This is a genomic window from Coleofasciculus sp. A1-SPW-01, assembly GCF_040217205.1.
Classification (GTDB): domain Bacteria; phylum Cyanobacteriota; class Cyanobacteriia; order Cyanobacteriales; family Coleofasciculaceae; genus Coleofasciculus; species Coleofasciculus chthonoplastes_A.
In genome coordinates this window covers 16,251-32,468 of the sequence record NZ_JAVJNP010000141.1, presented here as the reverse complement: position 1 = coordinate 32,468, position 16,218 = coordinate 16,251, and the positions used below count along the sequence as shown (strand labels likewise).

At 45.5% G+C, this 16,218-nt stretch carries 14 protein-coding genes, 2 pseudogenes and 1 riboswitch; of the genes and pseudogenes, 13 read left to right on the top strand and 3 right to left on the bottom strand.

All coding sequences use genetic code 11. The features are described from left to right. The first annotated feature begins 253 nt into the window (after positions 1–253). Together tmk and holB are read left to right on the top strand one after the other, a co-directional pair. Positions 254–895 (top strand): dTMP kinase, encoded by a 642-nt coding sequence (tmk, locus tag RH949_RS21610; RefSeq protein ID WP_446356034.1) that lies wholly within the window; start codon positions 254–256, stop codon positions 893–895. A gap of 48 nt (positions 896–943) precedes the next feature. Continuing rightward, positions 944–1,876, top strand: a complete 933-nt coding sequence (gene holB / locus RH949_RS21605; RefSeq protein ID WP_446356032.1) for a DNA polymerase III subunit delta' — start codon at positions 944–946, stop codon at positions 1,874–1,876. A gap of 419 nt (positions 1,877–2,295) precedes the next feature. On the opposite strand, the gene RH949_RS21600 is transcribed toward holB, so the two are convergent. Next, positions 2,296–2,871 carry a permease gene (locus RH949_RS21600; protein WP_446356030.1) on the bottom strand — a complete coding sequence of 192 codons (576 nt, stop codon included), beginning with the start codon at positions 2,869–2,871 and terminating at the stop codon, positions 2,296–2,298. 78 nt (positions 2,872–2,949) lie between these two features. Further along, positions 2,950–3,092: riboswitch (guanidine-I (ykkC/yxkD leader) on the top strand. 74 nt (positions 3,093–3,166) lie between these two features. Between RH949_RS21600 and RH949_RS21595 the strand changes: the two genes are divergently transcribed. The 5 genes and pseudogenes from RH949_RS21595 to RH949_RS21575 form a co-directional block, all read left to right on the top strand. Further along, positions 3,167–4,360, top strand: a complete 1,194-nt coding sequence (locus tag RH949_RS21595) for an agmatinase family protein (RefSeq protein ID WP_446356028.1) — start codon at positions 3,167–3,169, stop codon at positions 4,358–4,360. A gap of 53 nt (positions 4,361–4,413) precedes the next feature. Then, the gene (gene hypA / locus RH949_RS21590) at positions 4,414–4,779 is read left to right on the top strand and encodes a hydrogenase maturation nickel metallochaperone HypA (protein ID WP_446356026.1); all 366 of its coding nucleotides are present in this window, start codon (positions 4,414–4,416) and stop codon (positions 4,777–4,779) included. A gap of 15 nt (positions 4,780–4,794) precedes the next feature. After that, positions 4,795–5,463: a hydrogenase nickel incorporation protein HypB gene (gene hypB, locus RH949_RS21585; protein ID WP_006104056.1), complete on the top strand. Its 669-nt coding sequence runs from the start codon at positions 4,795–4,797 to the stop codon at positions 5,461–5,463. A gap of 86 nt (positions 5,464–5,549) precedes the next feature. Continuing rightward, positions 5,550–5,981, top strand: a complete 432-nt coding sequence (locus tag RH949_RS21580) for a CsbD family protein (protein WP_446356024.1) — start codon at positions 5,550–5,552, stop codon at positions 5,979–5,981. A gap of 140 nt (positions 5,982–6,121) precedes the next feature. Then, positions 6,122–6,361, top strand: a pseudogene (locus RH949_RS21575) (Uma2 family endonuclease); the annotation flags it as partial. Here RH949_RS21575 and RH949_RS21570 read toward each other — a convergent pair. Then, positions 6,354–6,617 (bottom strand): hypothetical protein, encoded by a 264-nt coding sequence (locus tag RH949_RS21570; RefSeq protein ID WP_157453322.1) that lies wholly within the window; start codon positions 6,615–6,617, stop codon positions 6,354–6,356. The pseudogene RH949_RS21575 and the gene RH949_RS21570 overlap by 8 nt on opposite strands. Before the next feature lie 913 nt (positions 6,618–7,530). Between RH949_RS21570 and RH949_RS21565 the strand changes: the two genes are divergently transcribed. The 6 genes and pseudogenes from RH949_RS21565 (at position 7,531) to RH949_RS21540 (ending at position 14,589) form a co-directional block, all read left to right on the top strand. Beyond that, positions 7,531–9,909, top strand: coding sequence for a heavy metal translocating P-type ATPase (locus RH949_RS21565; RefSeq protein ID WP_446356022.1), 2,379 nt, complete (start codon positions 7,531–7,533; stop codon positions 9,907–9,909). Positions 9,910–9,996: 87 nt separating this feature from the next. Continuing rightward, positions 9,997–10,230: a hypothetical protein gene (locus RH949_RS21560; RefSeq protein WP_006103972.1), complete on the top strand. Its 234-nt coding sequence runs from the start codon at positions 9,997–9,999 to the stop codon at positions 10,228–10,230. 481 nt (positions 10,231–10,711) lie between these two features. Next, a pseudogene (locus RH949_RS21555) lies at positions 10,712–10,924 on the top strand (type II toxin-antitoxin system VapC family toxin); the annotation flags it as partial. A 209-nt stretch (positions 10,925–11,133) separates the two neighbouring features. Beyond that, positions 11,134–13,131 carry a glycoside hydrolase family 10 protein gene (locus RH949_RS21550; RefSeq protein ID WP_446356019.1) on the top strand — a complete coding sequence of 666 codons (1,998 nt, stop codon included), beginning with the start codon at positions 11,134–11,136 and terminating at the stop codon, positions 13,129–13,131. A gap of 264 nt (positions 13,132–13,395) precedes the next feature. After that, positions 13,396–13,968, top strand: a complete 573-nt coding sequence (locus tag RH949_RS21545; RefSeq protein ID WP_446356017.1) for a Uma2 family endonuclease — start codon at positions 13,396–13,398, stop codon at positions 13,966–13,968. A gap of 48 nt (positions 13,969–14,016) precedes the next feature. Continuing rightward, positions 14,017–14,589 carry a Uma2 family endonuclease gene (locus tag RH949_RS21540; protein WP_446356015.1) on the top strand — a complete coding sequence of 191 codons (573 nt, stop codon included), beginning with the start codon at positions 14,017–14,019 and terminating at the stop codon, positions 14,587–14,589. 289 nt (positions 14,590–14,878) lie between these two features. On the opposite strand, the gene RH949_RS21535 is transcribed toward RH949_RS21540, so the two are convergent. After that, complete coding sequence (locus RH949_RS21535; protein WP_446356013.1) at positions 14,879–16,120, bottom strand: hypothetical protein; 1,242 nt, start codon at positions 16,118–16,120, stop codon at positions 14,879–14,881. Between the last annotated feature and the right edge of the window lie 98 nt (positions 16,121–16,218).

The following is a 16,218-nucleotide window of genomic DNA, read 5'->3' as shown; positions in this document are numbered from 1 at the left end:
TACGCTCAGTGTTAACCAGTCCACAGGCTAACACCACCTGTACGGGCTTGGTTACCAAGCTCCTACGGCGGCTATCTAAAGTCACCTACCTAGCTGTGGTCTTTGGCTGGATAGGTATACCAATAAAGTATACATACTCTTGACGGTAGATTCCATCGGGACAAACATCTGCCCATCTTTCACTTTATTTGAGGACATGATTTTGGGTGACAATGGGGAGAGATGTAATCAGATGAGGCGTGGATAAGGGGAAATGCTGATTGTGTTTGAGGGAGTCGAAGGCAGTGGTAAAACCACCCAAATTCAGCGATCGCGCGATTGGTTCCTCAGCAGTGGCATACTCGACATGCTGGGCAATAGCGGCAACCCCCCACCTGTGATCATCACCCGCGAACCCGGAGGAACCGCCTTAGGCATAAAATTACGTCAACTCTTACTCCAAGAACAGTCCTCATCCCTACAACACCGCACCGAACTCCTCCTCTACGCTGCTGACCGATCGCAGCATGTTGAAGAATTGTTACAGCCTCAGCTTGACGCCGGGGCAATTATTTTGTGCGATCGCTACACGGATTCAACAATTGCCTATCAGGGGTATGGACGAGGGATTGACCTAGCCCTAATTGAGCAAATCAACCACATCGCCACAGGAGGGCTAGAAAGCGATTTAACCTTGTGGTTAGATGTCGATGTCACAATAGGCTTACAGCGAGCCAGAGAACGGGGCGTCGCCGATCGCATGGAACAAGCAGAGTTAACCTTTCACCAACGAGTACAGCAGGGTTTTGCCCAATTAGCCTCCCAGCATCCCCAGCGAATTGTCCGGATTGACGCCAATCAAAGCCCTGAAGCCGTACAACGAGATATTCAGGCGGTGTTACGTCAACGGATTTAAATACACGATGTCATGGAAAAATGACATAAGACATAAGACATAAGACCAATGACAATAATCGGACAAAAACAAGCGATCGCACTCTTAGAAGGGGCAATGACAGCCAACCGCATCGCCCCAGCTTATCTATTTGTCGGTTCTCCTGGAGTCGGGCGGGGTCTAGTCGCCCGGTGGTTCATTGAACAGTTATTTTGTCAAGATATTCCACCCCAGAAACAACCCTTAGTCCAGAAACGCCTCCAACAGGGGAACCACCCGGATCTCCTCTGGGTTGAACCCACCTACCTACACAATGGCATTCGCTTATCCGCCAAAGAAGCCGCAGAAAAAGGACTCAAGCGCAAAGCCCCCCCGCAAATCCGCTTGGAACAAATTCGCGAAATTAGCCAATTTTTAGGACGTTCTCCCCTAGAAGCCTCCCGCCAAATTGTGGTGCTAGAACAGACGGAAACCATGGCAGAATCAGCCGCCAATGGCTTGCTCAAAACGCTAGAAGAACCTGGAAACGCCACATTAATTTTAATCGCGCCCAGTCCCGATGCCTTATTACCCACCTTAGTATCACGTTGTCAACGCATTCCCTTTTCCCGATTGGCACAAGACGACATGGCACAGGTACTACAGCAAACGGGTTATCAGCAGATTCTCCAAGAACCCTCGATATTAGCCATTGCCCAAGGGAGTCCCGGAGAAGCGATCGCGGCGTTTGAACAACTGCAAGCCATTCCCCCAGAATTACTGGCAAAGTTGAACCAATTGCCCAACTCATCCCGTATGGCGCTAGAACTGGCTAAGGAAATTGATAAAACCCTTGATCCCCAAGCCCAATTGTGGTTAGTGGATTATTTACAGCATCAGTATTGGCAACACCAACCCCATACCCAAATCATTCACCAATTAGAACAAGCCCGAACCTACTTACTTGGCTATGCTCAACCTCGATTGGTTTGGGAAGTGACATTCTTAGAGTTAAAGCGTTGATCAGTGTAGTGGCGTGGCACATTTAATTTGATAGATTAGCTTGGTTTTGTAGTAAGGGCTTTAGCCCTAGATATATTTTGCTGGGTTTCCGCGATTTTTTAGCCGCCCTACTTATGTACAATCGCTGAAACCTTGATGTAGCGTGGGTTTCAACCGATCTCTTGTCATATTGCGAAAATACCGCGATACGTTCCTTCGGAACAGGCTCCGCCAACGCGGTATTTTTGCAAGTGCTACATGGGTACGTTTTTTGAGGGTCTTGAGCGTTCAAACCATTACGGTATAAGGCTTTAGCCTGGGTGCAGTACATCTGTATGGGGGGAACTTCAGTTTAGAGTTTGTAGTAAGCGCTTCAGCGCTTATGGCACTAAAGTGCCTACTACGAACCCAGCTTAAGTCAGTGACATTCAACCTAACCTCTACTTAATAACAGCAGCAATCAAACCCCCAGCTAACCAGATATAGGAGACAATCGCCAGCCAAAACAGCACCCGCTCAATGATACTTTTCTTACCACCGCCGTGATGCATTCCACCTTTGTGTTCTTTTTTGCCACCCCAGCGCAGCCAAGCCAGAACCCCGGTGACAGCGAGAAAGGCAAGATTCAGCCAGAAGGTATAGTCAATGGCAAAACGTTGTGTCTCAGCTTGACTCTGCCCAGTGCTTTCTGGCAAAAGCCCGAATAGGGAAAAGCCATAGTGCATAACAATCGCTGTCGCCACCAACGCCGCTAAAAAGACACCCAGGATATAGAATGCCATTTTCCAGCCATAGTATTTGGCATTAATCCGAATCACCGGGAACACAACTAAATCACTAAAAATAAACGCGATTACCCCAGCAAAACTCACCCCATTGCTATAGAGAACCGAAGCCAAAGGAATATTTCCCATGGAACCGATAAACGTGAAAAACGCCGGAAGCCCCACCCTGTCAGGAAGCGCAGCACTGGGTACGTCACCCAAGGGTAGCCAGTTTACGATTCGCTTACCCAAGCCAATTTAAATGGATTTTTGTAACTTTTCATACATTTTGTTACTATCAGAGAATAGTAATTATAAAGAAAGCGAAATAGAATTAGCTTCTAGGGTTCCGATTTCGGATTCAACCGCTGAAATGACTGGTCCAAGAGAAGCAGGCTACCCAAAAAAGATTTTATCAATCCTCACGGATTACTAAATCAGTAGCCCCACGGCGGGAGAAAAGCCCGGGAGATGTTGGCGAAGGCAAGAGTCGCCACACTTCTGGGTATTTTTCCTGTTTTTTGGTGACATTAATCTGGAGAAATTTATGAGTGAGTCATTTCCATTTCAACGCCCGAATAACAACCCCAATGGATACCCCAGCGAAGCTCAACGTGCTTTAGAACGAGAACAACAGCTTCCTTTAACTGGCTGGCAACAAGAAGTCAACCAAGGGTTAGACTACGGTTTAGAAGCCGCTGAAAGTATCCGCGATCGCACGATTCCTACGTTTTCGCGAGGTGAATTGCCCCACTATGCTGGGATTAATACCTTTATGAAAGCGCCCTATTTAGAAGATGTACGTCAAGTTGGCAATTATGACGTAGCGATTATCGGGGTTCCCCATGATTCCGGTACAACTTATCGCCCGGGTACGCGGTTTGGTCCCCAAGGGATTCGTCGGATTAGTGCCTTGTATACGCCTTATAATTTTGAATTAGGCGTTGATTTACGCGAACAAATTACCCTCTGTGATGTGGGCGATATTTTTACCATCCCGGCGAATAATGAAAAGTCCTTTGATCAAATCTCCAAGGGAATTGCTCACGTTTTTAGTTCCGGTTCATTCCCAATTATTTTAGGCGGCGATCATTCCATTGGATTTGCCACAGTGCGGGGAATTTGTCGGCATCTGGGGGATAAAAAAGTGGGCATTATTCACTTTGATCGCCATGTCGATACCCAAGAAACCGATCTCGATGAACGGATGCATACCTGTCCCTGGTTTCACGCCACTAATATCAAAAATGCTCCGGCTAAAAACCTAGTCCAACTGGGAATTGGTGGCTGGCAAGTACCGCGTCAAGGGGTTAAAGTTTGTCGAGAACGGGCGACGAATATTCTCACTGTTACTGATATTACAGAAATGGGATTAGATGCAGCAGCCGATTTTGCGATAAAACGAGCCACTGATGGGACAGATTGTGTCTGGATTAGTTTTGATATTGATTGTATTGATGCTGGATTTGTTCCCGGAACCGGGTGGCCCGAACCTGGTGGGTTACTGCCCCGTGAAGCCCTCTATCTGCTCAAGAAAATTGTCCAAAATGTTCCGGTTTGTGGGTTAGAAGTGGTCGAAGTTTCACCACCCTATGATATTAGTGATATGACCTCGCTCATGGCAACCAGGGTGATTTGTGATACGATGGGTCATTTAGTCGTATCGGGTCAGCTTCCTCGCCAGGAGAAGCCTGATTACATTCACATGAATTATCAAGCTGAAATGGTGGAATGGGTTTAATTCATTTAAGTAGAAAATGGCAGAAATTGAGAAAATTGGCGGAGGGATAAAGCGTGCATGAAACCGATATGACCAAAGCGTTAATTTTGACAGTCCGCCAATGGTGGGAGGAACAACCCTCTCGTCCGCAAATTGATACGATTCATCTAACAGTGGGGCAATTCACTTGTGTGGAACCGGCTAGTTTGCAATTTGCGTTTGCGGCACAGACTCAAAAGGGTTTTTTAGAGGGGGTAAAATTAGCCATTCACGAGACGCCTTTGGTCGCCTTCTGTCACGCCTGTCAAGAGGAATACAAACCCGAAATCGGATTGCACTATTCTTGTCCTAGTTGTCAATCTCCGATGGAGGATATTCGTTCGGGACGAGAACTGAAAATTGATCGGATTGAATATACTCAATCTTGTGTTGAAATTTAAGCTATCTATCTAATAATGCACCAAACCGTTGAAGCTGCTTTAGAAATTAACTTACTCCACGCTAACCAAGCGGGAGCAAATCACAATCGCGCCCATTTTGATCAGTGGGGAATTACCTGTCTAAATATCATGAGTAGCCCCGGTGCGGGAAAAACCGTGCTGTTAGAGCGTACTTTAGCCGCCCTGAATCCTGACTTAAAAATGGCAGTAATTGAAGGGGATATGACAACTGAATTAGACGCCGAACGGCTGCGTCAATACGGTGTTCCTGTGATTGCGATTAATACCGGGCGTTCCTGTCATCTTGACTCAAAGATGGTATCAGGAGGACTTCACAGTTTAGCAGCAGACTACAATCCAGCGGAATTTGATCTCGTTTTTGTCGAGAATGTCGGTAATCTGGTTTGTCCGGCTGAATTTGAAGTGGGAGAACATGGCAAGGTTGCACTGATAAGTGTCACCGAGGGAGAGGATAAACCATTGAAATATCCAATCATGTTTCAAGAAGCAGACTGCTTATTAATTAGCAAAATTGACTTAGCCCCTTACCTGGATATTGATCTCAACCGTCTGGAATCTAACGTGCGTCAAATTAATCCCCAGGTTACGATTATTCGGCTTTCGGCGAAAACAGGTGCAGGATTAGAAACCTGGTTGACTTGGTTGCGAAATCAGGTCAAATAATCAAAATGTCTATCTAAGGGATGAATCCTGAACAGGGTTGAATGGGTTATCATTCGAGAGTTCAAGTTCTAAATTCTCAATTAAGTATGTTCAGGATAACTAATCAAGTTTCGGGAAATTCTCAACAATACCGGGCTAAAAAGGTACTGTCAGTTCTTTTGTCGATGGCATTAGTGGCATTGACTTGGACAGGCACCTTATTTAATCCCATGCCTACAGCCCAGGCTTTAACCGTGAAAACGACACAATTTATCATTGCTGATAGTAACCCCGTTGATAAAGTATTTGGTTCGGGAACCAGCGACCAAATTCAAGGGAAAGCCAAAGAAGATATTGGCACGGTAGAACGAAATATGGGCAAAGCTAAGGAAGATATTAAAGGTGCAGCCAAACAAGTCCAAGGGCGGGCGGAACAAGATACAGGTATGGTTAAAAATCGCGCCGAAGATGCCGGTTCGGAGCTAGAAGATGCTGCTGAAAATTTGGGAGATGCGATTAAGAGTTTGTTTGGAGAATAGTAGCTAAGGCGCTTGTCTAAACGAATTGGCTACAAACTGCTCAACAAATGGTAAAATTAGTGAGTTAATAACGGCTTTTTTGACTTCAGTAGAAACGTTCTAGTAGAGCGTCTCTACTGAATTTGTAATTTTTTGATAGTATGACGGCTCTTTCCCCAATTGTTAAACCCGTTAGCCAGATGCAACTAGCACCCGGCAGTGCTGTGACAATTCCTAATGTCAACTGGCAGGAATTTGAGTCTATTTTGGCAGAGTTAGGAGAAAAACGTCCAGCAAGACTTGCTTACAGCCAAGGAACGTTAGAAATTAGGGTTTCTTTACCTGAGCATGAAAAACCGCAGGATATTATTTCAGATATTGTCAAGCTATTGCTTAAGGCGAGAAGTTAGAGGAATTTGAAAGAGAAGGGCGGTTCAAACCGCAGCTACACAAACTAAACCCGCCTGCGCGGGTTTCACAAATTCCATTCGCCAGGGTTTGTTTGAGGTTCTTAATGAGTGTACTATTTCTCTTATGCTGCTGATTATGGGAATTATTATCTGGTTTCAGACGCGATCGCATTCCCGGCGCTAATTTTAATCCCTCATCGGGATTCACGGAAATTCCAACATTCCAATAATTGTAGGGGCACGGCATTGCCGTGCCCGTGTCAACTTAAGGTGAAACTAATACAGGGGAAGCGTTTCACCCTCATCCCCTAACCCCTTCTCCCATCAAGGGAGAAGGGGAACCATCATATAAATAGGTTTCCAAAATACCCTAGAATACCGCTTCCTTCTTGCTCCAAGGTAGAATCTGTCATGCTGAGCAGAATGCAGTGAAAGGGAATGACGCGAAGCATCTGTCCAGATTCTTCGCTTCGCTCAGAATGACATGATAGAACGCAACTTGGTATCAGGGGAATTTAGACCGGAAGTTCGCGCCATACCAATGCTTTTATTTTGGTTTCAATCCCTGATAGGGATTCAGGGGAATTTAGACGTTAGACGCTGGTACTATTACTGAGAAGGAATACCGTCGTTTCAATCCCTGATAGGGATTCAGGGGAATTTAGACTGCCGACCTCTGAAACGCTTGCTGTATTTAGTTTTCAAGGTAAAATTCCGAGAGACTCCATTAAAGATATCATTTCAGACTTCGCTAGACAAGAGGCATCTCAAAAAAAAACTCCCAAATCCACTCCCAGTAAACGTTTCAAGATTTCCGAGAACCTCACCCTGAGGCAAATTTCCTCAAACCTAGATCAGACAAGGAATACAGCCCGAAAATAAGACTCGCCCAAAAAAACACCTACCCCCTCTCGGATTTCATCCCAAAACATCGACCTGATCATCCTTCATACTCAACCCATCTCCCTTATCGACACAGGTTGCAGTACAACCATCCTACCCCACCAGATCAGCAACGATACTAATTAGCTCTTGACTCTCCAGTCTACTGGAGACTTTATCCTATATCTATAACACCCTTAAGACCTTAAAACCTGCTATCGCCCCTTTGCACCCCTGCACCCCAAACGCCCCAAATTGCAGATCTCCAGGAGTCAACCATGGAAACCAGCCATCTACGACTACAAGGAATGGGTTGCGCCTCTTGCGCCGCCACCATTGAACAAGCCATCAAAAACGTTTCTGGCGTTGTTGACTGTAATGTTAACTTTGCCATGGAACAAGGAACTGTAACCTATAATCCCAAAGCGACAACCTTAGACACCATCCAAAAAGCCGTCGCCGATGCGGGATATGGGGCGCATCCCTTAGATACCACCCGAATGGGTGAAGACACCGACGCCGAAAAAGAAGCACGAGAAGCCCATCAACGGGATCTCAAACGTAAAGTTATCGTCGGCGGCGTTATCAGTCTCCTCCTCGTGGTTGGTTCACTTCCGGCGATGACAGGATTACACATTCCCTATTTTCCCTCCTGGCTGCATAATGCCTGGGTGCAACTGGTTTTAAGTACACCTGTACTATTTTGGTGTGGTCAATCCTTCTTTGTCGGCGCATGGAAAGCCTTTAAACGCCATGGCGCGGATATGAATACACTGGTGGCGCTGGGGACAGGTTCGGCTTATTTATATTCTCTATTTGTTACCCTTTTTCCTGGCTTTTTAATCGCCCAAGGCTTGTCCCCAGATATCTATTATGAACCCGCCGCCGTGATTATTACCCTCATTTTATTAGGGCGACTGTTGGAAAATCGGGCAAAGGGTCAAACCTCAGAAGCGATTCGTAAGTTAATGGGATTACAGGCAAAAACCGCGCGGGTAATTCGGAAAGGAGAAGAGGTTGATATTCCCATTGAACAGGTAATCGTCGATGATATTATTGTTGTGCGCCCTGGGGAAAAGATTCCTGTGGATGGAGAAGTGGTTGATGGTGCATCCACGATTGATGAATCCATGGTTACGGGTGAACCTATCCCGGTAAAAAAACAAGCTGGCGATGAAGTGATTGGCGCTACGATTAATAAAACCGGGAGTTTTAAATTCCGCGCCTCACGAGTGGGAAAAGATACGGTATTGGCGCAAATTGTCAAATTAGTGCAAGAGGCGCAAGGGTCAAAAGCCCCAATTCAGAAACTCGCGGATCAAGTCACAGGCTGGTTTGTACCCGTTGTAATTGCGGTTGCGATCGCGACCTTTTTGATCTGGTTTAATGTCATGGGTAATGTTACCCTTGCCACGATTACAACGGTTGGGGTTTTAATTATCGCTTGTCCCTGTGCCTTAGGATTAGCTACCCCGACATCGATTATGGTTGGCACTGGCTTGGGCGCAGAAAACGGGATTTTAATTAAAGGGGGAGACAGTTTAGAACTCGCTCATAAACTTCAGGCAATTGTTCTGGATAAAACCGGAACGATTACCGAAGGAAAACCCAGCGTAACTAACTATGTTACTGTCAAAGGAACAGCTAATCGTAATGAAATTAAACTGCTCCGATTAGCCGCCGCTGTAGAACGGCTTTCAGAACATCCCTTAGCTGAAGCCATTGTTGATTATGCCAAATTACAGGGCGTAGAATTCCCCTTACCCGACGTACAAAACTTTGAAGCCGTAGCCGGAATGGGCGTACAAGGTGAAGTGGAGAATCACCTCATCCAAATTGGTACTCAACGCTGGATGGATGCATTAGAAATTGATACTCAATCCCTACAATCCCAGAAACAAACCTGGGAAGCGGCGACAAAAACAACGGCTTGGATTGCTGTGGATGGTAAGATGGAGGGATTAGTCGGTATTGCTGACGCCTTAAAACCCTCCTCCGTCGAGGCGGTAAAGAAACTGCAACGCCTGGGGTTGCAAGTAGTGATGTTAACAGGGGATAATCAACAAACAGCAGACGCGATCGCACGAGAAATTGGTATCCAGCACGTCTTTGCCGAAGTGCGCCCCGATCAGAAATCGGATGTCATCCGTTCCCTACAAAGTCAAGCGATTAAGAAGACTCCACAATCAACAAATAGCCAGGGCGGGTTTAGTAAAATTAGTGGTTTTTTCCTAAACCTTATCGGTAAAACCCGCCCCTACACTATCAACAATCAACATTCAAATCGTATTGTTGCTATGGTAGGCGATGGCATTAATGACGCCCCAGCCTTAGCCCAAGCGGATGTGGGAATTGCTATTGGTACGGGTACGGATGTGGCTATGGCGGCTAGTGATATTACGTTGATTTCTGGGGATTTAAACGGGGTGGTTACGGCGATTCAACTCAGCCAAGCCACGATGCAAAATATTCGCCAAAATCTGTTTTTTGCTTTTGTTTATAACACCGCAGGGATTCCGATTGCGGCGGGAATTCTTTATCCATTATTTGGTGTATTGTTGAATCCTATTATCGCCGGGGGAGCCATGGCACTGAGTTCAATTTCTGTGGTCACAAATGCATTACGATTACGGAATTTTAAGCCCAAAATTCTGTAGGGGCGACCCGCTGAAATCAATGAACAACTCAAATCTATTCAACTTTATCGGGTCGCCCTTTACTACCCTTGAGGAGGAATCAAACCAATGGCAACTAAACCTAAAATCTTAGCCTATCTGATTAGTTTAGGACTTATATTCGGAGTTGCTGTTAATCCAGCTACGGCTAAACTATCAGAACATCCGTCCCAGAAAACGAGTCAATTTAGCAAAATTGAGCAACCGTTACTCCTGAAAGTGAGTGTTACTTTAGGGGGAGTTGTATTAATTGGTGCAGAACTTTGGTGGTTTTTATTCAGCAAACATCAATCCAATATGTAGAGACGCGCCATGGCGCGTCTCTACAATGGTGACTAAATGGATACAAAAGCGTCTTCAGTCAGCGTTGATGTATTAATTCCACTCAACATAGCTAAGGTTTGACCGTTGTACCGAATCTCGTTCCCTTGGAAGAACAAATCGTTAAAGGTGACACCGTTGGTTAAACCCAGTTTGTCTCCTTGACCTAAACTAAAGTCAGTGATCCATTACGGGCAAATAATAAATGGCAACTTAATTAACGGTCAACTGATGAAATCTTATGTCTTGACAAGATGACACAAGTATGGATTTAATGAAATTTGCTTGAGTTTTTATGGAAGTTCGCTTTTGTTCTCCTTTTTATTGGCTTAAGGCTGGTGGGTTTCGACTTCGCTCAACCCACCCTACGATATATCAAGGGTTTTGATGCTCCCCAAATGCTTAAGTGGGAAAGGTGCGTTACGCTACGCTAACACACCCTACACATAGGGGCTTTGCGTAAGTCCTATATCAGCTAAACAAGCTAACTCTGCCGCAGTCACCCGAAATCTATTTACCACAACAGCGGGTTCGCCATCAAATTGCTAGCCTGAGTCTTGATGAGGATAGTGTTGCTCAACTTATCAAGCTGCCTTTATTACACCGTGATCCCTTTGATAGAATGCTTATCTGTCAGGCTTTGCACCATCGTTTAACCATTGCCACCGTCGATTAAAATATTCGTGCCTACTCAATCAGTGTTATTTAACTAGGTTAGTGGAAATAAACTCAACTAAATTAAGTTTGGTAAACCCGCCTTAAATCCTTACAAATGACAAATGACGTAGCTTGCTTCTCGCTCTTCGAGTATGACGAATGACAAATGATGATCCCTACCGTTAACTTTAATGAAAGTCCAACTACTTAGCTAGGTTACCAATCCTCATGGCAGCATCAACTCCCCGTTTCCCCGATATCCAAAACCACTGGGCGCGTTCTTTTATTGAAGGGTTAGCCCAGGTGGGTATGATTAGTGGCTTTCCGGATGGGCGTTTTCGTCCCGATGATCCCATGAGTCGGGCGCAGTTTGCGGCGTTGTTGCAGAATGCTTTTGCTAAACCGAGTAAACGCCCGAATGTTCCCTTTGTGGATGTTCCCAGCAAACATTGGGCAATTGGGGCGATTGCTAGGGCGTATCAAACTGGGTTTATGTCAGGGTATCCGGGAAATCGGTTTCGCCCAGAGGCGAGTATAGCCAGAGTGGAGGTGTTGGTGTCTCTGATCACGGGATTGGAGATAACTACTGCTGGATTAACGGAAGTGAAAGCCGCCCTACCGGAACTCTATGATGATTTTGGTGAGATTCCCAACTATGCTATTGATCGGATTGCGATCGCAACCAATACGGGAATGGTGGTGAATTATCCCCAGCTTAAGCGCTTCAATCCCCTCAAAGCCGCCACTCGTGCGGATGTTGCGGCGTTTATTTACCAGGCGTTAGTCTATACTGGGAGACTTGACGCCATTGGTTCAGACTATATTATCGTGCGCCAGCAAACCCTGAAACTGAGCCATCAACGGGAGTTTCGCGGGGTGTGGGTGGCTACTGTCTGGAACATTGATTGGCCCCCCCAACGAGGCTTGTCTGTCGCCCAACAGCAACGGGAACTATTACAAATTATTGACCGCATGGCGGAACTTCAGTTAAATGCGTTAATCTTACAAGTTCGACCTACAGGTGATGCCTTTTATGCCTCTGAGTTAGAACCCTGGAGTGAATGGCTTACTGGAGTACAAGGTCAAGCTCCCGATCCTTATTATGACCCTTTAGAGTTTGCGATCGCGGCTTGTCATCAGCGCAATATTGAACTCCACGCCTGGTTTAATCCCTACCGCGCCAAAACCTCTTCCCACAGTTCCGCCAGTGTCGCCCCTCACATTAGCGTCACTCATCCCGAATATGTGTATAAATATGGCAATCAGCAGTGGATGGACCCTGGGGTGAAAGTAGTTCAAGATTTAACCTATAACGTAATCATGGATGTGGTGCGGCGTTACGATGTCGATGGCATTCATTTAGATGATTATTTTTATCCCTATCCCATCGCGGGGGAAGACTTCCCCGATGATAAAACATACAATGCTTATCAAGCCGAAGGTGGTACCCTTAGCCTAAGCGATTGGCGGCGGGAAAATGTCAATCAAATGGTTCAGCGCCTTTATAAAGGGATACAGGCGACAAAAAAACAGGTTAAATTTGGTATTAGTCCCTTTGGCATTTATCGTCCCGGACAACCGCCTCAAATTAAAGGATTAGATCAATATGAATCCCTGTATGCTGACCCGAAAAAATGGTTAGAAGCAGGATGGATTGATTATATCGCCCCGCAATTGTACTGGCGTATTGACCCCCCAGCCCAAAGTTATCCCGTTCTCCTGGAATGGTGGACTGATAATAACCCGAAACAGCGCCATATTTATCCCGGCAATCGGTTAAGTATGTTGGATGATAAGGACTGGTCATTTTTGGAATATGAACGACAAGTTGATATTACCCGCAACCTTGCCACCAAACTCTCCCTGGGCAATATCTTTTATAACATGAAAGTCTTTAATGAAAATCGTTTTGGAGTGGTTGAAAAGTTCCAAGCGTCTGTTTATAATCAACCCGCCTTATCTCCAACCATGTCGTGGCTGAGTGATACACCGCCAGCGATTCCGGTTCGGGTGAGAGTGATTGGAAATAAGCTAATTTGGAATGCAGCGATTAACGCCAAGATTCGCTCTTGGACAGTGTATCAGCAGCAAGGCGAAAACTGGACACTGCACAAAATTTTGCCAGAGGAGATAACCGAGGCAGAATTAGCACCGGGAACCTATGCGGTGTGTGCTGTAGACAGACTGGCGAATGAAAGTTTAGGCGTTGTGGCATCTATTCAATAATGCCTTTTAGATGTGGAAATCAGGGTAGACAAAGGGAACGGAGAACAGGGAACAGGGAACAGAGAATACATCATTTAAATGCACATCAGTTTATTCGTGATATACCGTAGGGTGGGCACTGCCCACCAGCCTTAAGTCTGTGCCATTCGACTTAAGCGTTTAGCCAGGAATTAGAATCCCTGGCGGGAAGAAAGCGAGAGGTGTTATGACTTTGTACAGATGTTATAACTGCTATTACTAGACTGATAATATTGGGTAAAGCTCATGAATACTGTAACCTTAAATTTAGACACCATTCCCTTAACCGACGAACAATTCTATCAATTATGTCAAAATAACCGCGAGTTTAATTTTGAAACAACGGCGAATGGAGAATTAATTATTATGCCACCCGTTGGCGGAGAAAGTGGAAATCGAGAATCTGAACTGATTGCCGATTTGGTCATCTGGAATCGGCAATCTGCCCTAGGTTATACCTTCAGTTCCTCCACAATATTTAAGTTACCCAATGGCGCGAAACGTTCCCCAGATGCCGCTTGGATTCGCCGAGAACGCTGGGAAGCGCTCCCCCCTGAACAACGGCGCAAATTTCCCCCGATTGCACCCGATTTTGTCATCGAATTAAGGTCAGCCACCGACGATTTGCAACGGCTACGTGACAAAATGCAAGAATACATGGATGCTGGGGTACAATTGGCATGGTTAATTAATCCCCAACAACAGCAAGTGGAAATTTATCGCTGGGGACAGCCAGTAGAAATACGAAATCTGCCGACAGAATTATCGGGTGAAACCCTATTACCAGGATTTAGCTTAACTTTATCTGCCTATTTGTAGATTCAATGATAGGGAAGTTTAAATTTAATTTAAGCGAGTGCAAAGACCATGAATACTGTAACCTTAAATTTAGATACAATTCTTTTAACCGACGAACAGTTCTATCAATTATGTCAAAATAATCGCGAGTTTAACTTTGAAACGACGGCGAATGGAGAATTAATTATTATGCCACCCGTTGGCGGAGAAAGTGGAAATCGAGAAGCTGAATTAATTATCGATTTAGGACTCTGGAACCGACAAACTGCCCTAGGTTATACCTTCAGTTCCTCCACAATATTTAAGTTACCCAATGGCGCGAAACGTTCCCCAGATGCCGCTTGGATTCGCCGAGAACGCTGGGAAGCGCTAACGCCTGAACAACGGCGCAAATTCCCCCCGATTGCACCGGATTTTGTCATCGAATTAAGGTCAGCCACAGACGATTTGCAACCGTTACGTGACAAAATGCAAGAGTATATGGATGCTGGAGTGCAATTGGCATGGTTAATTAATCCTCAACAGCGACAAGTGGAAATTTATCGCTGGGGACAGCCAGTAGAAATGCGAAATCTGCCGACAGAATTATCGGGGGAAACCCTATTACCGGGATTTAGCTTAACTTTATCTGCCTATTTATAAAGATATGGAATTTGAAATATGATTTAAGTTTGGGCATAGCTATGAACACTGTAACCTTAAATTTAGACACCATTCCCTTAACTGACGAACAGTTCTATCAATAGCCATCAATGCTTTGAGCCGTAGAGAAAGTTGTTCATCTTCAAGGAAATGTGAGACTATCTATAACAACTATGGCGATAGAATCACCGAAAATGTACCATTGCTCCCCCAGCTAAGAGACGTAGCATGCTACGTCTCTACATTGCTTCAAGAGCTCCCCCTCACCACAACACTTATTCAGCAAACCTTATTCGGTTTTGTCCTCTGGCTTCTGCTCCTTGGCTTTTACTCTCTTCCTAACTTTACTTGGCTTCGGCTTGTTGGCTTCTAGCTTCTGCTCCTCTGTCGTAGGTTTCTGTTCTTTGGCTTCTGGCTTCTGCTCATCTGTACTAGGCTGTTGCTCTTTCGTTTCTACCTTCGGCTCTTTGGCTTCTGGCTTCTGCTCATCTGTACTAGGCTGTTGCTCTTTCGTTTCTACCTTCGGCTTTTTGTATGGCTTCTGCCGTTTTATACTCGGCTTCTGCTCTGTGCCTTCTGACTGCTGTTCTTTACCTTCTGGCTTCTGCCTTCCCGTACTCGGCTTCTGCGGTGACTTATTCTGCCGTTTCTCCTGCTGTACGGCTGTCTTATCCGCCTTCGACGCCTTCAAAAACTTAGGTGCTTTATCCAAGGGTGGTGCTAACAGAGCATCAAACTCAAAAAGATTCCGAGTGGGCAAAAATTTAGCCTTGACTTGAATAAATGCCGGATGTCCTTGCTCCTCTTTGGGGGTTTTGGGATTGAATCGGAACGGCTTAACCGGAGAATCTTTCCACATCAACGGTAGGTGAGACGCCTTCATAAATCTCACCTTTTGCGCGGGTTCAGCTTGCTTGATATAATCTAAGCGATCGCGATTGAAATTACGGAAAATCGAGACAACGGGTCCTCGACAAACAGGTATAAATTGCCACAAGCCACGAAGCTGAAACTCAAAATCGTCCAATTGTGCCGCAACACCATCGGGTTCTCCTTTCGAGAATCCTACCAACTGAAAGGAAATCTGATGCGACTTGGTGCGCTGAGGAAAGTGGGTGACTCTGGGATAAACGATTAATCGTTGAGTCGCTTCGCCAGTGTTTTTGATTTCCAGTTTCAGAGCGTTGAAAGCCTTGCGTAATCGAGATGTATAAAACAAGGGATAGTCTCGACCCGCCATAGTAAGCATAGCCCGCCCCTCGTCTGACCAGCTAACATCACCGACGACGATTCCAATCGCTTGGAAGATAATTCCATCATTTTCTGATTCCTTTGTTTCCTCCTTAGGAGTGTCAGATGTTTCAGGAGTGTCAGATGTTTCAGGTGTTTCAGATGTATCCGATGTTTCAGGGGGTTCAGGTGTTTCAGATGTATCCGATGTTTCAGGTGGTTCAGGTGTTTCAGGCTTTTTAGGTGTGTCAGGTGTTTCAGGTGTTGCTGTCGTCTGTTCGAGTTCTGGCTCTGTCATCATGGCTGCTGCTGACTTTTTCGTTCAGGGTAGCATTAGAAGCTATATTCCGTCGCCAATTGCGGTACGTTGATTCAATTACAACCGACGGAAATTCCTAT